Raw genomic sequence first — 25357 nt, 5'->3', positions numbered from 1 at the left:
ACTTCTCGTCAACCCCCTGTTTTCTTATTTCGCTTAAATCGTTTTAACTCACTCGATTCAAACCTCAGGAAAATCAACGCCTTACCGCCTGCACTTCTCTTATTTCAACCACGCTTTTCTGCGGGAGCCGAACTATAGCAAAGAAATATGCATCCCCGCAAGCTTAGATTCATTGAGGCATTGATTCAGTAACAGTTAGAATACGGCTTTGAATTATTGAACGCATCTATTATGTTACGCCTGACCGACATTCAACTACCCTTGGACCACACTGAAGAGGATTTACGAAATGCAATATTGAAGCGGCTAAAAATAGCGGAAATAGACTTGTATAAGTTTGAGGTATTCAAAAGAAGCTATGATGCACGCAAAAAGACGGCCATCGTTTTGATCTATACGATAGACATCGAAGTTAAAGACGAAGATTTAATACTGCATAGACTGAAGAACGTTCAAGGACAAGCCAAACTTAGTCGCACCCCTGACACTAGTTACAAGTTCGTTTCTACACAAATCCCAGTTTCATTCCAGCGCCCTGTAATCATCGGCTTCGGCCCGTGCGGCTTGTTCGCAGCACTCATACTTGCTCAAATGGGCTACAAGCCCATCGTCTTGGAACGCGGCAAGGTAGTTCGCGAAAGGACAAAGGATACCTGGGGTCTCTGGCGCAAACGCGAACTTCATCCAGAATCCAATGTCCAGTTCGGGGAAGGCGGAGCTGGCACATTTTCAGATGGCAAGCTGTATAGCCAAGTCAAAGATCCAAAGCACTACGGCAGAAAGGTTCTCACCGAGTTTGTTCAAGCTGGTGCACCAGAAGAAATCATGTATGTGAGCAAACCACATATCGGCACATTTAGACTTGTCAAAATGATCGAAGAAATGCGTGCGAGCATCATTTCACTTGGTGGCGAAATCAGATTTCAACAGAAGGTCACCGATTTTGATATTCAAAATGGTCAAATTTTGGGAATAACAATCAATGGCGACGAACAAATTTCCGCTGACCACGTGGTACTTGCTATCGGTCATAGTGCAAGAGATACTTTTCAGCTGGTCTATGACAAGGGTATCTATGTTGAAGCAAAGCCATTTTCCGTTGGATTCCGAATTGAACATCCTCAATCGATCATTGATCAAGCCCGATTCGGTCCAAATTCAGGGAACAAGATATTAGGCGCGGCAGACTACAAGCTGGTGCACCATGCAAAAAACAACCGCTCTGTCTACAGCTTTTGTATGTGCCCAGGTGGGACCGTCGTTGCTGCGACATCAGAGCCTGGTCGTGTGGTCACGAACGGAATGAGTCAATATTCTAGGAATGAACGAAATGCGAATAGTGCCATCGTTGTCGGCATTTCTCCTGAAATCGACTATCCAGGTCATCCCTTAGCCGGAATTGAGTTTCAACGCAGACTTGAGAGCAAAGCATTCGAATTGGGCGGTAAGTCGTATAACGCTCCCGGACAATTAATCGGGGATTTTTTGGCCGATCGGGCTTCAACAGAGCTGGGGCAAGTAATACCTTCGTACAAACCAGGAATTACTCTTTGCAATCTCGCCGATGCATTACCTGAATTCGCGATCGAGGCGATTCGCGAAGCTATTCCAGAATTTAATCGGAAAATCAAAGGATTCTCGATGAAAGATGCCATCCTAACCGGCATTGAAACAAGAACTTCGTCGCCCATCCGAATCAAACGAGATGATCTCAGTCTCGAAAGTATTAACACGCAAGGCGTCTATCCTGCTGGTGAAGGTGCTGGATATGCTGGTGGCATCTTATCCGCTGCAATTGACGGCATCAGAGTTGCTGAAGCGATTGCTCTCAGTATCAACAAGAAGTATCAATAGAAAAGCGGGCAATTGCCCGCTTTCTTGACTTGAAATTTACTAGCTCACTAATTCTTCCAAGCCGGCCGAGAGCTCCGAAATTGACGGCATTTCCTCGAGCAAATATTCCCGTGAAATATTCAACTTTAACAAAACATCGGAAGGCAAAGTTGCATCGAGCTCTTCTTTTGAGTACCTATTTTCTTCGGCGCGAGCACGCCAGACGGCAACATGAATAACGCCAGCCATCGGTTCAAAAACTGCTGCGCTCAATGGCTCAGGAAAGCCCTTAATCACACTGGCAAAATTATCTGGAAAGCGCCAACGCTTGGCTAACTCCGCACCAACATCAGAAAAATCGTACCCGAATGATGTGCGCTCCACATCTAATCGACGGGCATCTAATAAACCTGCAATTTTATCGACTTGCAAAGTTTGTTCAGGCATCGCAGCATGCATAACCAATTGACCAATCGCATGCATCAAGCCAACAGTGAACGCGAAATCTGAGTTCCCACCCATTTTCTTCGCCAAACATTTTGCAATGACAGCAGTATGCATGCTGTAACGCCAGAATTGCTTCAAATCAACACCAGGCATTGACTTAAAGCCGCCAGTCAACCCGCTACTAATAACTAGGGTACGAACCGTCATAAAACCTAACATGAGAACGGCATCGTCTACCGTACCGACACTTCTGGACGAATGGTAATAAGAAGAATTGGCCAAACGCAGCAATTTTGCACTTAAGACCTGATCGGCCGCCAATTTGCGTGCAATATCATCGATTGAAACATTGTCATCGTTAAAACTATCAATGACTTCCTGTACCACCTTAGGGATGGTAGGCAAAGCATTTTGCTGCTGAAAAAGTGCGTCGAAATTCATAAAAGATCCCCTAATTATTACAGTATCAAAGCTTAATTCGAACAAACCTAACTAAGCCAGACCTGACTTATCACCGATTTATATCTCTCATGACAAGCAAGCAGCATTGTCCATAAATTGAATTTCACTTTCAACATCAATTTACGTGAAGAAATAATACTCCGATAAGTGCATTTAGAAAATCTTTTATGTCATTCACGTCGGGCAAAAAAACGACAGGAAGACTTAATATCCAGCTTACTCCTCCTTTACGCCATCAATACTCAACTCCTGAATTTTCCGGCTAATTGTATTTCTCCCTATACCTAAACGGATCGCAGCCTCATTCTTTCGACCATGGGTATGACGCAGAGCAGATTTGATAACAACACTTTCAAAATCACGGCCCAATTGCGTCATGATATCTTGTTCCCCAAGCTGCAGTAATCGGTCTGTCTCACGCGCTAAGACAAGATGCCAACTACCATCGGACAAATATGAATTTGTTGGTGCGGGCGGCAAGCTAAACACACTTGCAGGTGGAGAAGGCGTCGTAACGCCAACAGGAACTAACTCACTTGGAAGATCATTGACTTCAACAACTTGACCCGGAGCCATGACGGTAATCCAATTACACAGATTTTCAAGCTGACGCACATTACCAGGAAAATCTAGGCTAGCAATAAAATGCAAGGCATTGTCTGAGAGACGCTTTGCATCAACGCCAAGTTGCTTAGCGCTTTGAATCAGAAAATGCTTTGCCAGCAGCGGAATATCTTCGCGACGTTCACGCAAACTGGGGACACGCAATCGAATAACATTTAACCGATGAAATAGATCTTCTCGGAACGCCCCTTCTTTTACTCGCTCTTCCAAGTGCTGATGCGTTGCAGCGATCAAACGTACGTTTGCCTTTAAGGGTTGATGTCCACCGACCCGATAGAAATGACCGTCGGACAAAACGCGCAATAAACGTGTCTGCAGATCAAAAGGCATATCACCAATTTCGTCGAGAAACAAAGTTCCGCCCTCTGCTTGCTCGAATCGCCCCCTACGTGATGCTTGTGCTCCCGTAAATGCACCGCGCTCATGCCCAAACAATTCAGACTCGAGTAAATCTTTAGGAATTGCAGCGGTATTGAGTGCAATGAATGGTTGATTAAAACGCGGGCTATGCTTGTGAAGTGCACGCGCTACCAATTCTTTACCACTACCAGATTCACCAGTAATCAATACAGTCACGCTTGATTGTGATAAGCGGCCAATTGCACGAAATACTTCCTGCATCGCGGGCGCGTGTCCAAGCATCTCAGTTTCAACCTCAACGATCTGTTCAATCGTTGTCTCCCGATCACTCTCCTCCAGGGCTCGCCGAATCAGTTCGACCGCTTTCGATAAATCAAAAGGTTTCGCAAGATACTCAAAAGCACCTCCTTTAAATGCAGCAACCGCCGAGTCCAGATCAGAAAAGGCCGTCATGATAATGACGGGCAAACTTGGTAAACGCTGCTTAATCGTTTGCAATAAATCAAGTCCAGAGGCGCCGTTCATTCTAATATCGGAAACCAGCACTTGAGGGACTTCTTCATCCAGGACCACCAATACGTCGTCTGGATTTACAAAACTTCGCGTGACAAATCCCTCGCGCGCCAGTGCTTTTTCCAACACCCAGCGAATAGAATCATCATCATCTACAATCCAAATGGTTTTCTTCATTGATCAGCGTCTCATAAAATTATTTACGGAGAATGCACTATTTAAGAGCATACCAGCATGCACAAGGTGGGCAAAAATGGATCATGGCAATGGAATCAAGATTCGAAAATCTGTGCATCCAGGTCGACTCTCGCAATCAATGACACCAGCATGTTGTGCAATAAATGCCTGAGCCAGCGTCAATCCCAATCCACTCCCTCCATCCCTTCCTGATACCAGTGGATAAAAAATCCGGTCACGAATACTGGGAGGAATTCCAGGACCGTTATCAATGATATGCAAATCTAATGCCAGCCTGTATCGAATTTTTGCTAGCGTCACTTGACGCACTACGCGAGTTTTGAAAATAATCTCTGCATCCCCTTCCACCATCCTAATACGCAAAGCTTGCGCTGCATTATGTGCAATATTTAGGACCACTTGAATAAGTTGTTGTTGGTCGCCACGAAATTCAGGAATCGACAAATCATAATCCCGCTTTATCGTCAGTCCTTTCGGAAATTCGGCAACAATTAGGCTACGCACACGTTCACATACCTCATGTATATTCACGTCTGCAATTTGCTGAGGCAGGCGATTGGGAGCAAGTAAACGATCAACCAACACCTGCAAACGATCCGCCTCTTTGATAATCACTTGTGTGTATTCACGCAACTCTTTCGCACGACGCTCAGAAAGATCTTGCTCAGGAAGTTCAAGCTCCAATAATTGTGCTGCACCGCGTATTCCACCGAGTGGATTCTTGATTTCATGCGCTAAATTTCGAATCAACTCTTTATTCTCTTTATTTTGGTCTTGCATTCGCTCTTCGCGATCCAATTTGCGCTGCTGGACATTTTCACGTAACTCAATTAACACAGGTGTATCGACGTGATCAAGAGCAGTGACAATACTATGAACATGCAGTGACTCATGCCCATTTCTTTCCAAAACAAGGTCTTGTCGACGATCTGCGAATTGATGCTCTAAAGCTTGCTGAAACCCAGTTAGTAGCTCTTCACCATTTAGAAATAACTCTTTCAAATCAAGTTTGTACAATAGCTTGAAAGGACGCTCCAATAAATTTTCCGCAGCAGGATTGGCATAAACGATTTTCCCTTGCCCATCCATGACCAAGACCGCAGAAGCGAGTAAATCTAGTCCAGCAAATTTATTCATTAACCCTATTCTCGATGTCAAATTAAAAAAGGTCGCACTTAGCGACCTTTTTCTGTGCGCTCAGACTCGTGGAGCACTACTTGAGGTTGCTAATTTCACGTTTCAACGCTTCGATATTTTTCTCGGTGCGAGCCAAATCATTTTTCAAATTATTCACACGCTCAAGATATTTCGACGGTTGACGTTCATCCGCACGTCGCTCAACATCGCCACCGTTGTACTCCTTCTTGACCGCATCCAATTTTTGCTCTTCCAATTTCAACTCATCAAGCAATATTTGTTTCCGATCTGAGTCCCGCGCCCGTTGCGTTCCTTCATCAACTTTCGGAAATCCGCTCGGAATCGCTGACACCCTACTTGGTGCAGGTGCACTCTTTTTTGCCGAAGGTGGTGCAGGTACTGTGTTTGTGTACGGCAACTCGACTAACTTACATCCCTTCGTAATGCCCGTGTTTTTGTATTCTTTCTTACCATTGGCATCAACACACAAATACACATCGGACTGCGCCTGCACCGGGATGCTGCACACGATTGATACACTAAGACCGACAAGATATTGCTTCATATGGATAATGTAGAGTGGATACGAAGAGCTTAGTGTATTCCAAGCAATGAATTTGCACAATTACCCATAAGACTTTGAATAAAAAAGCGGGGCTAACCCCGCTTTTTTATTTCTAATTACAAAGAGTAATACATGTCAAACTCAACCGGGTGCGTGGTCATACGCATCCGTTGAACTTCTTGCATTTTTAATTCGATGTAAGCATCAATCATACTGTCACTAAAGACGCCACCGCGAGTCAGGAACTCACGATCTTTATCCAATGCTTCCAGCGCTTGCTCCAAAGAATGGCACACTGTTGGAATCAATGCGTCTTCCTCAGGTGGCAAATGGTACAAATCTTTCGATGCCGCTTCACCTGGATGAATCTTATTTTGTACACCATCCAAACCAGCCATCATCAATGCAGAGAAGCACAAGTATGGGTTCGCCAATGGATCTGGGAAGCGCGCTTCAACACGACGCGCTTTTGGATTCGCTACGTACGGAATACGAATCGAAGCAGAACGGTTCTTCGCAGAGTAAGCCAATTTTACTGGTGCTTCGTAGCCAGGAACCAAACGTTTGTAAGAGTTCGTACCTGGGTTAGTAATCGCATTCAATGCCTTCGCATGCTTGATGATTCCGCCAATGTAGTACAACGCGAAATCAGACAAACCAGCATAGCCGTCACCTGCGAACAAGTTTTTACCGTCTTTCCAGATTGATTGGTGAACGTGCATACCCGAACCGTTATCGCCAACGATTGGTTTTGGCATGAACGTCGCTGTCTTACCGTATGTGTGCGCTACATTCCACACAACGTATTTCAAGTTTTGTGTCCAGTCAGCGCGTTCTACCAATGTGGAAAACTTAGTGCCGATTTCGTTTTGACCCGCACCAGCAACTTCATGGTGATGCACTTCTACCGGAATGCCCAAAGATTCCAAAATCAAGCACATTTCAGAACGCATATCTTGAAAGCTATCGACTGGGGGCACTGGGAAGTAACCACCTTTGACAGTTGGACGGTGACCAGGGTTACCGCCTTCCATTTCTTTGCCAGTTGTCCAAGATGCTTCGTCAGAATCAATCTTCACGAAACAGCCAGACATGTCGACTTTCCAACGTACGCTGTCAAAAATGAAGAATTCTGGCTCAGGACCGAAGTAAGCTGTATCACCGATACCCGAGGATTTTAAATAGGCTTCTGCACGTTTTGCGATAGAACGTGGGTCACGGTCATAGCCTTTACCGTCGGCAGGTTCAATCACATCACATTGCATAAACAATGTGGTTTCTTCCATGAATGGATCAATGTTGGCAGTATTTGGATCCGGCATCAACAACATATCGGATGCTTCAATTCCTTTCCAACCAGCGATAGAAGAACCGTCAAACGCATGGCCTGATTCGAATTTATCGATATCAAATGCGGAAATTGGCACGGTAACGTGCTGTTCTTTACCACGTGTGTCCGCAAAACGAAAGTCAACGAATTTGACTTCATTGTCTTTCGCCATCTTCAACACTTCTGCTGGGGTCATTGCCATTTGAAACTCCTTAAATCGTTCAAAATCATTGTTCAAAAATAAGTCTACTAAAACCACATCAAGTTTATTTACCGCCTTTAATCTCTATTCTCCCTTTACTATGTGACACCGAGATTGCAAAGACGCACCATCACAATGCAACATGGAAACAAGAATACGTCGTTGATATTAGCAGAAAGTGTGCCATCCACAAGTGCATTTTACGAATCGACAGCTCGTCGCTAACCCCTTGTTTTATATAATCAAATGAGAGAAAAATTAAACTCAAAGATTAAATGCTAATTATGCAATGCACAGATTTGGAGCATAAATTGCGGAAACGCACCAATAGTGTGCATTCTATCCGCACTAAATATGTGCATTTAATTTGCCGTCACATTTTCCTAAAAAATCGAGATTCTCTATATCGCTGAGATTCCCTTTTTTCAGATTCTCAAGCTTTGCTACAATCCACTCAAAACGTAGGTATCAAAACAAATATCAAGATACGCGTGGGGGGGGATGTTGCACAACACATGCCAATTCAAAATCAAATAATCAATTAACTTTCTCATAAAATAGGGATACCACATGGAAGCAATACTTGATCAGGCTACCTTGCGTGCTCACGAGCAATCACTGCCCTACGCAGGCGCGGTCACTCCAGCAGAAGCTTTTCAACTTTTGCAAAGCGATCCGAAAATCGTCTTAGTCGATGTACGCACCAATGCGGAGCGGGATTGGGTTGGTCGGGTTAACATTCCAGAAGAACAGCACTATGCAATTCAATGGAGCTTGTACCCAGGAGGCACGCAAAATCCAGATTTTATTTCACAATTGGAAGCAGCAATTCCTAACAAAAATGTTGTCATTTTGTTTTTATGTCGTTCTGGCGTACGTTCGCGCCATGGGGCGAAGTTAGCGACAGAAAATGGCTATGTTTCCTGTTTTGACATATTGCAGGGTTTTGAGGGCGACAAAGATCACTTGGGACATCGAAAGACGATTGGTGGTTGGTGCTCGGCGGAATTACCTTGGCTCGGTGCTTAAACATAACGTGTCAGTTCGCACACCGTTCCTGCTACTTTACACATGATCTGATTCAGTATCGTTAGTATTCCTATCAACAGCAAATCGAATCACCCCAGAGCAACGGACTCTAGGGTGAAAGATGCTAAATATTAAACCCCTACATGAATTTATAGCTCGCAGAAATACTCAAACTTCGACCAAATAAATTCAAAGCATGGTTGTATCCTTCCCAACCATAAGGATCGTAGAAGGGTTTGGTATTGAGAACATTTTTAATATTCAATCCAAGACGCAGGTTTTTCACTGGCGTCCAACCCAATCCCAAATTCACGGTCTTAAACGAAGGAGCACCACCACAATTGTTCGGGGCTACCGGAACGTCTGCCGCAGTACAAGATTCGGGGTTGTTATTTTCCTCGTCATTTTTGTCATAGGCCCACTTTGTACCACCAGTGTAGTTCACAAAAATGCTAGTAGAAAAATTTCCGTATTGCCAGTCAACATTCAGATTGGCGCGCAATTTTGGATTGCCGTAATAGCCAACATAGTTTTGCGAAAATCCATATCCATCATCGCCATTATAGGCATTCCGATTCATGATTGTCGCTGAAGTTCCGAAATTGAGCTTGCCGTATTGACCCAAATTAAAACGAGCATGTGCATCGACATCAAAACCATCGATTAAGGTTCGACCTCGATTCATATATTTATTTGTCAAGCCTGCCAAAATCCCAACCGAATATTTGGGCACACCACTAGCACAAGCCGCTGCATTCGCAGCATTTGCGCACATACTCGCAACAGCCGCCATATTGGCTTTGTCAAAGTCTGTAATCGGAGCACGGACCGCATTCGGCGCACCAATCAATGCTGGCCCATATTTTTCTACGGCGTCATCGTAAACTTCAGTGAAATCTTGGCGTACGATCTCATTCCGACGATAGACAAACCAATAATCAGCAGAAATATCGAACTGTTTGCTAGCCTGGTAAACAAGCCCCAAAGTACTGATCTTCGCCTTCTCAGGTTGCAAATTAGGGTTCGGCGGCGTGAGGCCGCCAATATTAATACTGCAGTTGGAATTTAATAAAGATTTTCCGAGTTCTTGGTCCGTTCCACTCACTGATTTCATTAGCAATTTAGCGATCGCATTTGTTTCATCACAACGTACCGTGTCACGCATTCCGCCTCTTTGCGCATAAACGCCGCCAATTCCTGACTCTGCTAAATTGGGCGCACGAAAACCTTGCGAATAAGTACTACGGACAAGCAAATCTTCAATTGGTCGATAAGTGAGACCAACTTTGGGGGCGAGATTGGCGGCAAAGTTGGGGTACTTATCGACACGTGCAGCCGTATTGACTTCAAAGTTCTTCGCTATCGGGAAAATCGCTTCGCCAAAGACCGCAGCAATGGTTCGAGAACCATCAAACCACGAACCGCCCTGCTGAGTTATTTTACCGTCCGCAGCATCTTTATTCCCCGGTGTCTCGAACTGCTCACGCATAACATTGACGCCAAAAGCCGCGCGTGCTTCACCTGCTGGCATCTTAAACAAAGCGCCTTCGACTTTCGCGTCCCATGTCACCAATTGTGTCCAGGACTGAATATCAAAGGTAGGATAAGCCTGACGCAAAAGCGCAGCATTTTTTTCACTCATCACACCGAATTGATACGCGGGATTATCTGCGATGTAGGTTCGTTTAGTCACAGGATCCACAGTGAACGGACCAAATGCTTTTTCAAATCCATCCTTATTCACGTTGACTGTTTGGAATAAAGTTGAATGGCTGCCGGCCACCGCCAATGCTGATTCGAAGTCCCACTGCCCTAACGCTCCGCGTACTCCCGCCATGGCCCGATAAGTCTTATCGGTATTACGTTGACCAAAATGCCCAGGAGCATCTTGCATCAAGTAAGTCAAACCTGCAGCACCTCCCATTTTGTCTTTCAAATCTTGACTTAGATTCTTCAAATAGACATTGTTAGGCCCCAAATAGGGATAAGAGAAAGTATTTAACGTGGTTCCAGTATTGCGCGAATACCAGTTTGCTGTCCCACCGCCGCTACTGAAAGAACGAGGACCATTCTCACCGCGCATATCGATATCAGTGTAAGCCAACTCGCCAAAACCTTCCCATTCCGAAGAAAGATTGGCACGCGCACTTAAGAAAATAGTTGCTCGGTCAGATTTGGGTCCTGTATCCAACGAGTAGGGCAAGGTATTCCAGACGCACCGGGTGCCCGCACTTTCGACAATGGCATTAGAACAGCCCGGAACGGCTTGTTGATAACGCTTATTATTCGCGTTCTTGTCGAATACGAAGAACGTTCCTGGATTCAAGATACCAGGTTGACTTCCCTCCTTAATTCGAAAACCACTGACGTAACTCGGATTATTTTTATAAAACTGATCAGGGCGTTTGAGATAAGTATCTTCTAATGCAATTCGGTCGCGTTGATACAAGTTAACTGAACCATAAATATTAAAATTATCTTTCGCTAAATCACCAAAACCAAACAGAGCACTAGCCTGCTTCTCACCATACGACTTTACCTCGCTTGAAGTATCAATCGTGGCACTCGCCTCGATACCCTTATACGACTTCTTCGTAATAATATTGATGACACCAGCTACCGCGTCAGAACCGTACACCGCAGAAGCACCATCTGTGAGTATTTCCATCCGTTCAATCGCAGCGGCAGGAATTGCATCAATATTGACAAACTGCGTTTGAAAACCTTCTGGTGCGCCATAAAAGGAAAGACGACGACCATTCAATAAAATCAAAGTACCTTGCGCACCCAGCCCCCGAAGATTGGCTTGAGAGGCGCCGTCTGAGCCCGTGAACATGGACCGAAAATCTTGCTGAGCGGGGCGAGCTGCGGGCAAATTATCGAGCACTTGCAGTAAAGTGCGGGCCCCCATATTTTCAATTTGCTTGGCATCAATTACCTGCACAGGCGATGCTGTTTCAGTATTCACCCGTTTAATACTCGAGCCAGTTACTTCGACTCGTTGCACTTTTTCCTGTTTCTTGTCTTCATCATCCGCGGCCAGACTACTCGATGCAAAGCCTATCGCCAGCATCGCCGCAGCAATTTTTGTCAGTCTCATTTTCTTCTCCATTTTTTACAATCAACTTAGGTGGCTGCTGACATAAAGTTTGCACATCGAAACCGCAAGACCATTCGATACGAAACCCGTAGCAACCAACGTGGCACCAACGATGCCAGCCAACTTAAGAATAAAGGGGAATTAAAAAAGGCAACAGCGACAAATAATTAAGCCCGCCTCAAAAAAAATTTTATGAATGCGGGCTTCAGTGAAATGAAAGAATGCGTCACACTAGTGCAATAACATCACGCGCAAGTCGACTACAGAACTATTTCATTTCAGACTTCGTATTGCTTTTAGCGCTGCGATGTATCCATGCGCGTTATTGGAAACAGACTCAGAACTATTTCCAGGCCGGTATAAATTAGATCCAAGTCCAAATCCACTCGCACCAGCGTCGATGTATGCGGCCATGTCTTCTGGCTTCACGCCACCAACGGGAAGACAAAGTGCATCGGGAGGTAACACAGTTCGCCACGCTCTCAATACAGCAGGTGGCACGCTTTCTGAGGGAAATAATTTCAAAGCATCAGCACCTGCTTCTAGGGCCGAAAACGCCTCCGTCAAGGTTGCAACACCTGGTGCACAAATCATACCGCGCCGCTTTGCCGCACCAATTACACCAATATCTGTATGCGGCATGACGATCAAGCGTCCTCCTGACTGATACACTTGCTCCACTTGAGTTTCAGTCATTACGGTCCCAGCACCAAATAAAACGTCATCGGGAAAATGTTTCGCTAACAGTTCGATACTTTTCATCGCCTGTGGCGAATTCAATGGAATCTCAATGCATCGAAAACCAGCATCGACTAGTGCATCGGCAATTGCTAGGCATTCTGAGGTTTGTACGCCGCGTAAAATCGCCAGCAGCGGCAAGCTGGACATATAACTAGAAAGTGATTTCATCGAACTTCAATAAGTAATCTGGAAAAACATACGCATACCATTCAAGAACATACAAAAAATAAAATTTACCCAAGCTGATACAGTGGCCAATTACACTACCGATTCTCGCATAAATTTGCTTCCATTCTCCGTCCGACTAAAAATTCGCCCCCAAAATTTTGTATGGCTCTTCCCAAATAAACTAAACTGATTTGACATGTAGGTAGAGGAATCGATATGACTTAGTAGCGACTTTTCTTTTCGAGATTGAGGGTGCGAACCGAATAAAACAAAATGAGAACAGATGCGAAGTCTATTGAATCCAACTACTCGGCGCCAACGACTTAAATTTAACGCCCCATCAAACTAGATTTAACGAGCGAAATTCAAATCTAACTTCCAATCAGGAACGTCAACCCAATATCCTTCTTTACATCCACAGTACACTCGGGGCTCGTTGACCTTATGTTCAGCCTTGATTCAACTTTGATTCAACCTCAGTTCAATCTCATTGAATTTCATTAGATGGTAACGACTATCAAATTTTCATGCGGGATGACTTCCAACTGGATTCCCACTTATTACAGTTCGCTACGCAAACTTCAATTCCAAACGAACTCCGCAACTCAATAGCTTAAACGTAATTAATATCCGAAACCCAGCCGGCATCACGCAAAAGACATCCAAGGTAAAAATGGCATTAGTTGATCAAACTTTCAGGCTGCTTACTTTTCGCCTTTCAACCGAGACACGACAGTTTCGATCTAGCAATTTTAAGTTTCAAATACCTCGAGGTAGTATCCCCCATTGCTAGAACTGGGAGAGTATTCTGCAGGTACACAAAATGAGCGGTATCAACACCACTCTTTCATGAGGCATCAATCAGTAGTTCGGGACCCAATTCGCTACTGTCTTTAAGTGTTTGCAATACAATATTGGAACGTATATCGAGAACGCCAGCTGTTTTGTATAAACGCTCCAAAACAAAACTGGAATAGTGCTTTAAATTTCTTGCGCGCACATGCAAAAGATAATTCGCGTCGCCAGTAATAATGTAGGAACTGACCACTTCAGACCAACTTTGCATGGCATGGGAAAAATTTTCATGCCAATGCTCGACATCTCGTCGCATCGTCACTTGCACAAACGCTTCGACTTCAAGTCCCAAAACATGGGGATTCAAGACTGCAGCATAGTTCTTCACGATACCATGCTCTTCCAAAATTCGGACTCGCCGCAAACAAGAAGAAGGCGAAAGAAAAACTCTTTCTGCCAACTCTTGATTGCTTATACGTGCATCGGTCTGTAATAGCTGCAAGATTTTAATATCTGTCGCATCCAATTGCATTTTGGTGACTTCCATCATTATTTGTAAGCAAGGCGACATAATATTCTAAAATTAGTCAAAATTATGCTTTCGTTTGCAAGAACAGACCAAGAATTTCGACATAAAATAGTAAATTATTTCTCACTATTGAAGATCACTCATCGAGTCCGTAAACTGACGCACTATTTTGTGTTGAAACGGACAAATGCTACTCACTTTTGGGTCAATTAAGCGCAACAAAAAGGATCAACATGCGTCTCACCTCCCGCAACGCTTGCCAAACCGCGGATCAACTCGATTCACTGCATGATTTACGTAAAGAATTCCGCCTCGCTGATGGCATGATTTATTTAGATGGAAACTCACTCGGCGCTCAGCCGCACGCGGCAATGCGCAAGGCCCAACATGTCATCGAAAACGAATGGGGAAACGATCTAATTAAGAGCTGGAATACGGCTGGCTGGTTTGACTTACCCTCTCGCTTGGGAAATCAACTTGCTCCACTGATCGGTGCGGATCCAAATGAAGTCGTTGTTACTGACACGACTTCGATCAATCTCTTTAAGGCAATCGCTGCCGCACTGGACATTCAAGCTCGCGATCCCGCAACTGCACACAAAAAGACAATTATTACGGAAAGTAGCAATTTTCCAACTGACATCTACATGGCAGAAGGAATCACACGCTGGCTAGATCGCGGATACCATATTCAACTCATCGAATCACCCGAGGATCTTGCGACATCTATCAACGACGACACCGCGCTTGTCATGTTAACACACGTAAATTATCGAAGCGGATATCTACATGATATGCAGTATGTCACTGCGCAAGCACATCAGCATGGTGCCATGTGTATCTGGGATCTTGCGCACTCAGCTGGCGCAGTTCCAGTTGAATTGAATAAGGCAAATGCCGACTTTGCAGTGGGTTGTTGCTACAAGTACCTCAATGGTGGTCCAGGTGCGCCAGCATTTATCTGGGTTCCGCATCGTCACCAAGCCCAATTTGCGCATCCATTAACGGGTTGGTGGGGACATGCAGCACCGTTTGCCATGCAAACACATTTCGAAGCGACACCAGGTATTCGAAGAGCTCTGTGTGGTACACAACCAATCGTGTCTTTAGCCATGATTGAATCTGGCTTGGATCTCTTCGCTCGAACAAACATGCAAACTATTCGAGATAAGTCCCTTGCGTTAACCGATCTCTTCATCCAACGCGTCGAACATGTATGCGCCTCTCATCAGCTCGAATTGGTCACTCCACGGAGCCACCAGCATCGCGGTAGCCATGTAAGTTTTAAACATGAGCATGCTTACGCAATTATCCAAGCGCTCATTGCACGTCAAGTGATCGGCGATTATCGTGAACCGGGCATTATGCGTTTTGGATTTACGCCGCTATACACAAGCTTCACCGATGTTTGGGACGCAGTGGAACATTTAAGCGACATTCTCGACAAACAGCTGTATGACAAGAACATCCAAAGAAATGTGGTGACATAGTTCATTTTGAACATCCCAAAACGAAGCGAGCCATATGGCCCTAATCAACTTATTTCCTACTGAAAGTGAAATGCAAACATGTCTGACTCTCCCCCCGCACCTGAGTCCCAATGCCCGATGTCATGGCACGGGGCCAAACTCGATTTCAAAAAAGACATGAGTTATGGCGACTACCTTGGACTTGACCAAATACTGTCCGCGCAGCATCCACGTTCGCCAAATCACAACGAGATGTTATTTATCATTCAACATCAAACTAGTGAATTGTGGATCAAATTAATGTTGCATGAATTACATGCAGTGCGCCAACAAATTCGGCAAGGAGATCTCCCCCCAGCGTTCAAAATGCTCTCACGCGTGGCGCGAATCATGGATCAACTCGTTCATGCTTGGGATGTGCTGGCCACTATGACTCCGAGTGAATACACAGCCATTCGGCCTTACCTTGGGAATTCTTCAGGATTTCAATCTCATCAATACCGCGAGCTCGAATACCTTTTAGGCAACAAAAATGCTACTTTGTTGCAAGTTCACGAAAAGGTGCCTGAGGCTTACGCTAGTCTGGAAGCAGCACTGAGTTCCCCATCGATTTACGACGAAACGATTATGTTCATGGCAAGAAATGGCTTCGCGATTGACCCTGAACGCTTACAACTCGATTGGACGAAAACGGTGGTCGCGAATGAGTCGGTGAAGCAAGCATGGCAACAGGTATACAAAGCGCCAGAGCAGCATTGGGTCTTTTACGAGTTAGCTGAAAAATTGGTTGATATGGAGACCGCTTTTCGAATTTGGCGCTTCCGCCATGTCACTACGGTTGAGCGTATCATTGGCTTTAAAACTGGAACAGGCGGCACAGCGGGCGTTAGCTATTTACGGAAAATGCTCGATGTTGTTCTTTTCCCTGAACTATTTAGCATCCGAACTGAACTCTAATGACACGCAACACACCAGATATGCTTACTTGTACAAGCAGCGTGCTATGCATCGCGGATCAAATTTAGATGGATGGCGAGTTTCTGGGATCTCGCCAATCTGCGATCTCAATTTCATCGATTCCAATTTCAAACGCAAAAAAACTCCATAAAAATCAAATTAGTATTCGTTTTCTCTCATAGTTTGGATGAGAATAATGCGACAAACCTGATCTAGAACTGCTTTCCAAAAAGACAAATCTGTTGTAAAAATGCCGCAACGCAAAATCAATCTGCCTTTAATTTTGTAACACAAAATGTGTATACAAATCACGTCAGCTCAAAAGACAAATTTCCATTTGGAAACATTAAATAAGTTTTCTAATGACAACTATTTTTCTTCGAATTTCTAGCTGCTGTTTGAATATTTCCAAGAATAAAATTCTGCAGTTGGTGCCATTCGTCGAATTATGACTGATTCAATTTTTTTGGTCTTTTGACAAATATTAGACATGCAATATAAATCAGTACTTGTACGTGAAGTGGTATTAATTTGGACTACATAGAACCTCGAATATCACTTACACAATCGCTACTCCCTTCGCTTGACACTTTCCCACCACGAATGGTCTCATTGCGGGTGAATGTATTTTTAGGGTTAACTAGATAACTTTTTTGTATATATGTTTAATACTAAACAGAGTGTAATGGGTTCTTCACTTTAATTATGTATACATCAATTTATCTTTGTTCAAAAAAACAAGTCCCATCAGAAATTCATTTTCAAATCAGCTCAGTAGAATTTACTTCTCTTGAAAGCTAATTTAGTTGTTTAATCACTGGAGGAAGTCAACATGGTAGAAAAAATCTTATCCCGCTCCGTTCGCATGATGTTCGCAAGCGGTGTCGTTTTGGGAGCAGGTGTGTTCGCACAAACTGCGCTAGCACAAGAAGCCGCCCCGCAACGGATTGAAATTACAGGTTCATCGATCAAACGAATCGCTAAAGAAGGAGCCCTCCCGGTTCAGACTCTTAGTCGCAAGGACATCGAACAAACTGGCGTCACAAACGTAGCCGACTTAGTGGCAGCATTGCCAGCAATGCAAGGATTCATTACAGCATCAGCCTCAGTAAATGGTGGTGGTGGTGGTGTACAAACTGCGTCGATCCACGCGATTGGCACAGCTTACACATTAGTACTGCTCAATGGACGCCGCATGGCGCCTTATGGAACAGGAAGCGCAGTCAACTTAGCTAGCATTCCGCTCTCAGCTGTAGAGCGTGTTGAAATTTTGACTGATGGCGCATCGACTCTTTACGGATCTGATGCTATTGCAGGTGTAATCAACTTTATTCTAAAGAAAAATCAACAAGATTTCGTAGTTGAAGCGACTCTGAACTCACCACAAGAAGCTGGTGGACGAAGCTCAAACTTCTCGCTGTCCAAAGGTTTTGGTGATCTAACAACAGATGGATACAACCTTCAAGTTTCATATGCTCACGATGAACAAGACGCTCTAAAAGCGACTCAACGTGATTTTGCTAAGTCTGGTGTACGCAAATTTAGCGAAGGTGGCAAAAATTATGCCATCTATCAAACTAGTATTAATTCAATCCCAGCCAACATTGATGTATATAACAACAATGCGGACGTAAATGACGCATTTTCTCCTGACTTCATCAAAAACGGAAAATGTAATGGCCCCAATACTTTCCAACGTGGTGAGTTCTGCCGCTATGACTATGCTTCAACTGTCGATTTAATTCCAAAATTAACGCGCGACAGCATTTTTGCGAACGGTAGTCTAAAGTTGACGAATGAAACAACCTTGTTTGGAGAGGCTGTTCTTTCTCGTTTTACAAATCGTGCTCAATATGCAGCGCCTGCACAACCGCTGACTGTATTTAGTACAGATCCAATTACAAAAGTTAAAACTGTCAACCCAAACTATATCGGCGCATTTAATTCAACTGTTGTTCCGATGCTTACCGCTCGTGGGGTCAATGCCGCAGATTTGACCGATGCCTTCTTCTATTTCCGAGCATATGATGCTGGCGGACGTGCTGATGAATACAAAACCGACGCAAACCACTTTGTGGTTGGGGTCGATAGTAATTTAGCTGGTTGGGACTACAAAGCATCTTACACTCATTCAGAAAATACCCAAAAAGACGAAGCAGTTTCAGGTTATATGAGTTCGAATACATTCAATGCTTTGGTTAAGTCAGGAGCGTTTAATCCATTCATCATGAATCCGAATGCATCTTCTATCCTGGCGCCAGCTGTCTTGCACCAAAATTTGCTCACAACAAAATCTAAAATTGACGTGTTGAGCGCAAATACCTCGAAAGAGTTATTTGCAATGTCTGGAGGAACTGCATCTCTGGGTATGGGCGTTGACTTCACAAAACAATCGTATCAAGACCAATACAGCTCCATTTCTAAAGGACCTGGACCACAGAATCCCGATAAGAATTGGACCGATACACAAATTGGCGGCGGTACAGGCGCACAAGATTTAGATGCAACTCGCCAAAGCTGGGGTGCTTTTGGTGAAATGTTGATGCCGGTCATTAAAAATTTGGATGTTACCGCAGCAGTTCGTTATGACAGCTACGAAGCAGTCAAAAAGAACAATACTACCTACAATACGGATGGCAGTGCTGCAGCACCAGGAGAGCTTGGTAACGCGGTATCGAAAGCAACGTACAAATTGTCAGCTCGCTTTCAACCAACTGAAACTGTTTTATTGCGTGCATCTTATGGCACTGGTTTCAAAGCGCCTACTATGAACAATATTGCGGATCCAGTTAAAAATGCGGGTTCATCAAGCTTCTTCCCATGCCCAATTACAAACCCAACTGACTATCGCTTCCCATATTGCCGTGGTGCTCAGGAATACGGTTTGTTAACCAAAGGTAATCCAAACAAAGGCGCCGCAGGCTTGAAGGCCGAAGAGTCAGATCAAATGGCTTTTGGTATTCGTTTTGAACCAGTGAAAAGTTTGACAGTTGGTTTCGATTGGTGGGATGTCAAGCTGAAAAATCAGATCCAATCTTTGTCACAAGATCAGATTTATACTACACCAGCTTTGGCTGATAAATATATTCAATTGTATTTTGATCCAATTCAAGGCTCAAAAGTAATTGTTGCGCAATTGTCACCTGTGAATTTGGCGACGTCTCACTATCAAGGTATTGATTGGGATACGACTTACAGAACACCTACTCCAATTGGTGCATTGTCAGTGAACTGGTCCGGTACATACATGCTAAAAGCGGAGCAAGACGTTCCTGGTGTCGGTTTAGAGAAAAGCGTAGGTCGGTTCGACTCATCTGACAACGTCGTCTTCAAGATCATTTCTAGAATGGTCTTCTCACTGAAATCTAGCGACACAATTTCAAACTCACTGACGATGAATTACCACTCAGGCTATCGTGATAAAGTAATTGCTGCTGATGATGCTCAATTACGCTTTGTGAACGCCGATGGAACTATCGGTGGGTTAGCGGGTCTAGAGAGAAGCGTCAAAAAATATTTGACACTCGATTGGCAAATTAAAGCGAATGCATCAAAGAACTTGACGTTGACTGCAGGTGTACGCAATCTACTTAATCAAGAACCACCTCTTTCCATTCGTAACACAGGTGGTGGCAACCAAGTGGGCTACGATGGTCGTTACACTGACCCTCTCGGACGCACAGTTTATTTGACTGGCAACTTGAAGTTCTAAGATTCAGTCTTCTAGAATCTAAGCTGTAAAATGAAAATCCCCAAGGAAACTTGGGGATTTTTTTGTTTACATGACCCGATAGTGCAATCTTAATTAAAAGGCGGGACAGGAACTCTTCAATTAACTTATTGTCTGAATCACGCTAAGTAAAAAATAATTTGAACTACACCATAACAATCAACAATAAGGATCTCTCAATGCGTCAACATCTACTTTTCACACTTATTTCAGGTTTGTTTGCTAGCACCTTAAGCACTTCTGCACTTGCACAGGATGGCGTAACGGCAAGTAAGAAAACATCAGTAGTCAAACAACAGAAAGCCAAGAAGCAGGCTGCAAAACAACAATCCGGCATTGATCTGCAATGGCTAGACCGTAGTGTACGTCCACAAGACGATTTTTTCCGCTTTATGTCTGGAAAATGGTTGGACACGGTAGAAATTCCTGCCGATCGTGGTCGTTACGGCGCGTTTGACCAACTTGCCGAATTATCGGCCAAACAATCGGCTGCGATTATTCAAGAACTATCAAAACGCAGTGATCTCCCACAAGGAAGCAACCAACAAAAAATCGCCGATCTATACAATAGTTTCATGGATGAGGCGCGACTTGAGGAGCTGGATATAAAACCTTTGCAAGCGGATTTTTCGCGTATTCAGCAATTGCGAGACAAGTCAGAATTACCCGCTATGTTTGCCTATTTGGCTCGCATCAGTGTTGGGATGCCGATAGGCTCAGGTGTTACTCAAGACGCCAAGGACTCGTCGAAGTACACCGTTTCTGTTGGTCAAGGCGGCTTGAGCTTACCTGACCGCGACTACTACCTTAAGCTCGACGATACCAAGTTCAAGGCGGTACGAGAAGCCTATGTACAACACGTGGAAAAAATGCTGGGAATGGCGGGTTTCAAGAATGGGCAAGCCGCGGCAGCATCAATTTTGGCCTTAGAAACCGAAATAGCCAGAATCCAATGGAGCAATGTCGAAAATCGTAATCCGGTAAAAACGTATAACAAAATTGACATCGCCAAGCTCGGAGATTTATTGCCTGGATTTGATTGGAACAAATACTTCGCAGATATGGGTACAGGTGGTAAAACGGATTCCGTCATTGTTCGACAACCGAGCTACCTCACAGGCTTAAATAAATTGATCCAAGAAACACCCGTAGAAACTTGGCAATCGTATTTTAGTTGGCGCGTCCTCAACACTTATGCGCCGTTTTTGAGCCAACGTTTTGTTGATCAAGATTTTTCTTTTTCGAATATTACCTTGCGCGGCATTCCTCAAAACCAGCCTCGTTGGAAACGAGGCGTGAGCCGAGTGGAGGAAAGTTTATCGGAAGCGCTAGGTCAACTCTATGTTGAAAAACACTTCCCTGCTGAAAACAAGGCGCGTATGCAGGTTTTAGTGAACAATTTACTGCTTGCCTACAAACAAAGCATCGAAACTTTGCCTTGGATGGGTGACGCGACAAAAAAAGAGGCACTCACAAAATTATCTAAATTTACGCCAAAAATTGGCTACCCAGACAAATGGCGAGATTACAGCAAATTGACAATTGTCAAAGGCGATCTCATCAACAATATCAAGGCAGGCCGCGCTTTCGCGTATCAAAGACAGATCGACAAATTAGGAAAACCCGTGGATCGCAGCGAGTGGGGTATGAGTCCGCAAACCGTGAATGCATACTACAACTCTCGTCAAAACGAAATTGTCTTTCCTGCCGCAATTTTGATGCCACCGTTCTTTAATCCTGAAGCTGATGATGCTGTGAACTACGGTGGAATTGGCGCTGTGATAGGTCACGAAATTGGCCATGGCTTTGACGACTCAGGAAGTCAATCTGATGGAGATGGAAATTTGCGTGACTGGTGGACAGCGGAAGATAAGGCGAATTTCGGCAAAGTCACCGATGCCCTTGTTGCACAATATGCTAACTACAGCCCAATTGATGGATACAAAGTCAATGGCAAACTCACCTTAGGTGAAAACATTGGTGACAATGCAGGGCTTTCGATTGCCTATAAAGCCTATCAATTGTCTTTGAATGGTAAACAAGCCGCCGTGATTGATGGATTCACGGGCAACCAACGCGTCTTTATGGGGTGGGCGCAGGTATGGCGAGGCAAAGCGCGCGATGCAGAAACTATTCGTTTATTAGCGACAGACTCACACGCGCCTGGCATGTTCCGCGCCAACGGACCGTTAACGAATATGCCCGAGTTCTATCAAGCATTTGATGTCAAAAAGGGTGACAAAATGTATGTCGAACCTGAAAAGCGCATTCGTGTTTGGTAATATCTGCAAGTAACAAAACAAAACAGCGGATAAATTTTATCCGCTGTTTTGTTATTGTCGCTGCCAAACTTGCCAACGTTCGTGGCCGCCAAAGATCGGCAGAGAGTCACTGACTTCTGTGTCTTCAAGTTGAAAGAAATGTTCCTGCATCAATGCATAAAATTCTTTTGTAGAAGTTCGAAATGGAGGCCCTTTATTCACCGCATTTTCTGTCTCGTCGAGCAAGAAAAAACCAAACAGTTTCCCCCCTGCAGGAAGTAATTCTGCCCAACGCGCAACAATAGCAGGCCGCATACCTGGGGGCAATGCGCAGAAAAATGCTCGCTCATAGATCGCGGATAACACGAAATCTGGCGTGTAGTCAAAAAAATCTCTTTGTAAAATTCTATCAGCCCACGGACGCAATCTTGTCTTCGCCTTGGCGACCGCGACCTCCGAAAAATCAATGGCGGTTACCTGCCAGCCTGCGTCAGACAAAAAACCTAATTCGTAGGCATTGCCACATCCGGGAATCAGGCAATTTGAATTGGTTTCACATCTTCCGTTTTGAGAAAAAACGAAGTCTTGCACTGCCTTAGGGACTGTACCACTATCCCAAGGAACAAATCCTTGTTCAAACCGTTCACACCAAAACTCTGGTCTTGTTGGATCCCTATTTAAGAAACTTACGGTCATACCGCGGGCATCATCAAGAAATTTAAGTAGGTAAAGGCGACAATTACGCCAACAAGGACGCCAACACCGATATAAACAATAGCACGCAGCAAGGAATTCGTCGCCCGCTGTTCTGCAATTAAGTTCGCGAGCAAGGTATCATTTTGTCCGCCTTCCGCTACTCTACTCAACGCATGATGTGCAAGCCTTGGTAACTGCGGAAATATGTGACTGTAGCGCGGGGCTTCTGCTCTTAATTTATCCATCAAACCACGCCAACCAACTTGCTCGCTCATCCAGCGTTCCAGATAGGGCTTTGCTGTCTTCCATAAATCAAGATCCGGATCTAATTGGCGTCCTAAACCCTCGATATTCAAGAGTGTTTTTTGGAGTAATACCAGTTGTGGTTGTACCTCGACATTGAAACGTCTTGACGTTTGAAATAGGCGTAATAAGACCTGACCAAAAGAAATATCCTTCAAGGGTCGATCAAATATAGGCTCACAGCAAGCTCGCACCGCAGCCTCCAACTCATCTACCCTCGTGTCCTTTGGTGCCCAACCTGATTCAATATGTGCTTCAGCGACTCGCTTATAATCACGTCGGAAAAACGCTAAAAAATTTTGTGATAGGTAGTCTTTATCGTAATCATTGAGTGTTCCGACAATACCAAAATCCAAAGCGATATAGCGACCTAGTGTGGCAGGATCAGTGGAAACTAAAATATTCCCCGGATGCATATCCGCATGGAAGAAACCGTCTCGAAAGATTTGTGTAAAGAAAATGGTAACGCCATCGCGAGATAGCTTGGCTAAATCAACCCCCGCTTCTTTTAACTGCTCGGTTTGTGAAATTGGAATGCCTTTCATGCGCTCCATCACAATCACAGACGGCGAGCAAAAATCCCAGTACATTTCCGGGACTATCAATAAATCCGAATCGGCGAAGTTGCGACGCAATTGGCTACCATTCGCAGCTTCACGCATCAGATCTAATTCATCATGTAGGTATTTATCGAATTCACCGACAACTTCTTTGGCTTTCAAGCGCTTACCGTCCGCCCACAAAAACTCCAGCCAACCGGCGGCGATTTTCATTAAAGCGACGTCACGGTCTATGGTGTCTTTCATTCCAGGACGTAAGACTTTTACAGCCGCTTCACGACCGTCTTTTAAAGTTGCAAAATGCACTTGCGCGATTGATGCCGAAGCCACTGGAACGCGTTCGAAGCTAGCAAACAATTGATCAGGATGGGCGCCGAGTGATTTGGTAATTTGTGCAACCGCCAAATCAGGATCAAAGGACGGCACGCGGTCTTGCAACAAGGCCAATTCATTCGCAATATCGGGTGGCATCAGGTCGCGACGTGTTGATAAGACCTGACCAAACTTAACAAAAATCGGTCCCAAATCTTCTAGAGACTTGCGCAAACGCTCACCACGGGGAGCGGATAAATCACGCCAAAACAAAAGTGCTTTAATGACTTTGGCTGTGCGTGGAATGCGCAAGCCGGACATCGCGATTTCATCAATACCGTATTTCAGAACGATGCGAACAATTTTAAACAAGCGTAGAGAATTTAAGATCATTGCTTCGAATCCTTCATTTTTTCTAATCTTTCTAAACGTTTCATCAGGCGTTCAACATCATCACGGGTTTTGCTTACTTGTTCACCAAAGGCATGCACCGCGAGCGGGCGCACCAACATAGGATTTTCTTCTAAAAAATATTCAGCGAGATTTTCTTGTAAATTTTGATGAGTGCGTTTTGCATTTTCAACGATACTCTTGCCAGTCGCGACCATGCGGACCGCGGCGACATCACCAACTACTTTGCTTAAATCCTCTTCCGCTTCCCAACGCAAATCTTGACTCAATTGCGATAAAGTATTCGCAAAGTCGGCATCGCCTTCAATCTTCACGTAAGACACCGCACGTTCACGATTTTGCGCAATGAGTGGCAAATCAGCTGGTTTAATCCGCAATATGACTTGATCGGTTTGAGTCTCAGTGTCGTTCTCAGCGGCTTGCAACAAACCATCCGCACCGACTTTCACACGCAACTGAAATAACTCAATATCAATACAGGCTGTCTTGCCAGCATGTTTTTGTAAGCGAGCAGCAGCCCACGGCTCTTGTGCCAACAAGTGATTCACAAACAGGATAAAAGGAGTGGAAATCATAGAGATAAAATAAAAAACCGCACATGACATCATGCGCGGTTCTCAGTTTA

17 protein-coding genes are annotated in these 25357 nt (G+C 44.5%); 6 read left to right on the top strand and 11 right to left on the bottom strand.

Annotation, left to right across the window (positions count from 1 at the left end; translation table 11 throughout):
• Positions 1–231 precede the first annotated feature (231 nt).
• A complete protein-coding gene (locus KDM90_RS13780; protein WP_212676177.1) occupies positions 232–1854 on the top strand; it encodes an NAD(P)/FAD-dependent oxidoreductase in 1623 nt (540 codons plus the stop codon).
• Positions 1855–1893: 39 nt separating this feature from the next.
• Here the strand turns inward: KDM90_RS13780 and KDM90_RS13775 are convergent, their stop codons facing one another.
• From KDM90_RS13775 to glnA, 5 genes are all read right to left on the bottom strand, one after another.
• Entirely contained in the window at positions 1894–2721 is an 828-nt protein-coding gene (locus KDM90_RS13775; RefSeq protein ID WP_212676176.1) for an HDOD domain-containing protein, read from the bottom strand.
• A 237-nt stretch (positions 2722–2958) separates the two neighbouring features.
• Entirely contained in the window at positions 2959–4416 is a 1458-nt protein-coding gene (gene ntrC / locus KDM90_RS13770; protein ID WP_212676175.1) for a nitrogen regulation protein NR(I), read from the bottom strand.
• Positions 4417–4497: 81 nt separating this feature from the next.
• Positions 4498–5574 (bottom strand): nitrogen regulation protein NR(II), encoded by a 1077-nt coding sequence (gene glnL / locus KDM90_RS13765; RefSeq protein ID WP_212676174.1) that lies wholly within the window; start codon positions 5572–5574, stop codon positions 4498–4500.
• A 76-nt stretch (positions 5575–5650) separates the two neighbouring features.
• Positions 5651–6103 (bottom strand): DUF4124 domain-containing protein, encoded by a 453-nt coding sequence (locus KDM90_RS13760; RefSeq protein ID WP_329605325.1) that lies wholly within the window; start codon positions 6101–6103, stop codon positions 5651–5653.
• Between the two features lie 152 nt (positions 6104–6255).
• Positions 6256–7671 (bottom strand): type I glutamate--ammonia ligase, encoded by a 1416-nt coding sequence (glnA, locus tag KDM90_RS13755; RefSeq protein WP_212676172.1) that lies wholly within the window; start codon positions 7669–7671, stop codon positions 6256–6258.
• A gap of 570 nt (positions 7672–8241) precedes the next feature.
• Here glnA and KDM90_RS13750 point away from each other — a divergent pair.
• On the top strand, positions 8242–8700 hold the full coding sequence (locus KDM90_RS13750) for a rhodanese-like domain-containing protein (RefSeq protein ID WP_212676171.1): 459 nt from the start codon (positions 8242–8244) through the stop codon (positions 8698–8700).
• Positions 8701–8839: 139 nt separating this feature from the next.
• Here the strand turns inward: KDM90_RS13750 and KDM90_RS13745 are convergent, their stop codons facing one another.
• The 3 genes from KDM90_RS13745 to KDM90_RS13735 all read right to left on the bottom strand — a co-directional run bounded on the left by KDM90_RS13745 (position 8840) and on the right by KDM90_RS13735 (position 14036).
• On the bottom strand, positions 8840–11800 hold the full coding sequence (locus KDM90_RS13745) for a TonB-dependent receptor plug domain-containing protein (protein WP_212676170.1): 2961 nt from the start codon (positions 11798–11800) through the stop codon (positions 8840–8842).
• A gap of 273 nt (positions 11801–12073) precedes the next feature.
• Positions 12074–12709: a 2-dehydro-3-deoxy-6-phosphogalactonate aldolase gene (locus KDM90_RS13740; RefSeq protein WP_212676169.1), complete on the bottom strand. Its 636-nt coding sequence runs from the start codon at positions 12707–12709 to the stop codon at positions 12074–12076.
• Positions 12710–13556: 847 nt separating this feature from the next.
• Complete coding sequence (locus tag KDM90_RS13735) at positions 13557–14036, bottom strand: Lrp/AsnC family transcriptional regulator (protein ID WP_212676214.1); 480 nt, start codon at positions 14034–14036, stop codon at positions 13557–13559.
• Between the two features lie 230 nt (positions 14037–14266).
• On the opposite strand from KDM90_RS13735, the gene kynU reads away from it, so the two are divergent.
• From kynU to KDM90_RS13715, 4 genes are all read left to right on the top strand, one after another.
• Positions 14267–15523, top strand: a complete 1257-nt coding sequence (gene kynU / locus KDM90_RS13730) for a kynureninase (RefSeq protein WP_212676168.1) — start codon at positions 14267–14269, stop codon at positions 15521–15523.
• Between the two features lie 78 nt (positions 15524–15601).
• Positions 15602–16459, top strand: a complete 858-nt coding sequence (gene kynA, locus KDM90_RS13725; RefSeq protein ID WP_212676167.1) for a tryptophan 2,3-dioxygenase — start codon at positions 15602–15604, stop codon at positions 16457–16459.
• An 832-nt stretch (positions 16460–17291) separates the two neighbouring features.
• The gene (locus tag KDM90_RS13720; RefSeq protein ID WP_212676166.1) at positions 17292–20171 is read left to right on the top strand and encodes a TonB-dependent receptor domain-containing protein; all 2880 of its coding nucleotides are present in this window, start codon (positions 17292–17294) and stop codon (positions 20169–20171) included.
• Between the two features lie 197 nt (positions 20172–20368).
• Positions 20369–22471, top strand: a complete 2103-nt coding sequence (locus KDM90_RS13715; RefSeq protein ID WP_212676165.1) for a M13 family metallopeptidase — start codon at positions 20369–20371, stop codon at positions 22469–22471.
• 51 nt (positions 22472–22522) lie between these two features.
• Here the strand turns inward: KDM90_RS13715 and KDM90_RS13710 are convergent, their stop codons facing one another.
• From KDM90_RS13710 to KDM90_RS13700, 3 genes are read right to left on the bottom strand one after another with little or no spacing between them, the layout of a single operon-like run.
• The gene (locus tag KDM90_RS13710) at positions 22523–23146 is read right to left on the bottom strand and encodes a methyltransferase domain-containing protein (protein ID WP_212676164.1); all 624 of its coding nucleotides are present in this window, start codon (positions 23144–23146) and stop codon (positions 22523–22525) included.
• Positions 23143–24714 (bottom strand): ubiquinone biosynthesis regulatory protein kinase UbiB, encoded by a 1572-nt coding sequence (gene ubiB / locus KDM90_RS13705; protein ID WP_212676163.1) that lies wholly within the window; start codon positions 24712–24714, stop codon positions 23143–23145. The genes KDM90_RS13710 and ubiB overlap by 4 nt, the downstream gene beginning before the upstream one ends.
• A complete protein-coding gene (locus tag KDM90_RS13700; protein ID WP_230409802.1) occupies positions 24711–25340 on the bottom strand; it encodes a ubiquinone biosynthesis accessory factor UbiJ in 630 nt (209 codons plus the stop codon). Before KDM90_RS13700 ends, ubiB begins: the two co-directional genes overlap by 4 nt.
• Positions 25341–25357: the final 17 nt, after the last annotated feature.

It is taken from the genome of Affinundibacterium fentianense (genome assembly GCF_018139545.1).
GTDB classification, from domain to species: domain Bacteria; phylum Pseudomonadota; class Gammaproteobacteria; order Burkholderiales; family Burkholderiaceae_D; genus Undibacterium; species Undibacterium fentianense.
This window is presented reverse-complemented; position numbering and strand designations above follow the sequence as displayed.

Coding starts and splice junctions, on each gene's coding strand:
- KDM90_RS13780 (WP_212676177.1), top strand. CDS start 232: ATGTTACGCCTGACCGACATTCAACTACCCTTGGACCACACTGAAGAG.
- KDM90_RS13775 (WP_212676176.1), bottom strand. CDS start 2,721: ATGAATTTCGACGCACTTTTTCAGCAGCAAAATGCTTTGCCTACCATC.
- ntrC (WP_212676175.1), bottom strand. CDS start 4,416: ATGAAGAAAACCATTTGGATTGTAGATGATGATGATTCTATTCGCTGG.
- glnL (WP_212676174.1), bottom strand. CDS start 5,574: ATGAATAAATTTGCTGGACTAGATTTACTCGCTTCTGCGGTCTTGGTC.
- glnA (WP_212676172.1), bottom strand. CDS start 7,671: ATGGCAATGACCCCAGCAGAAGTGTTGAAGATGGCGAAAGACAATGAA.
- KDM90_RS13750 (WP_212676171.1), top strand. CDS start 8,242: ATGGAAGCAATACTTGATCAGGCTACCTTGCGTGCTCACGAGCAATCA.
- KDM90_RS13745 (WP_212676170.1), bottom strand. CDS start 11,800: ATGAGACTGACAAAAATTGCTGCGGCGATGCTGGCGATAGGCTTTGCA.
- KDM90_RS13740 (WP_212676169.1), bottom strand. CDS start 12,709: ATGAAATCACTTTCTAGTTATATGTCCAGCTTGCCGCTGCTGGCGATT.
- KDM90_RS13735 (WP_212676214.1), bottom strand. CDS start 14,036: ATGCAATTGGATGCGACAGATATTAAAATCTTGCAGCTATTACAGACC.
- kynU (WP_212676168.1), top strand. CDS start 14,267: ATGCGTCTCACCTCCCGCAACGCTTGCCAAACCGCGGATCAACTCGAT.
- kynA (WP_212676167.1), top strand. CDS start 15,602: ATGTCTGACTCTCCCCCCGCACCTGAGTCCCAATGCCCGATGTCATGG.
- KDM90_RS13720 (WP_212676166.1), top strand. CDS start 17,292: ATGGTAGAAAAAATCTTATCCCGCTCCGTTCGCATGATGTTCGCAAGC.
- KDM90_RS13715 (WP_212676165.1), top strand. CDS start 20,369: ATGCGTCAACATCTACTTTTCACACTTATTTCAGGTTTGTTTGCTAGC.
- KDM90_RS13710 (WP_212676164.1), bottom strand. CDS start 23,146: ATGACCGTAAGTTTCTTAAATAGGGATCCAACAAGACCAGAGTTTTGG.
- ubiB (WP_212676163.1), bottom strand. CDS start 24,714: ATGATCTTAAATTCTCTACGCTTGTTTAAAATTGTTCGCATCGTTCTG.
- KDM90_RS13700 (WP_230409802.1), bottom strand. CDS start 25,340: ATGATGTCATGTGCGGTTTTTTATTTTATCTCTATGATTTCCACTCCT.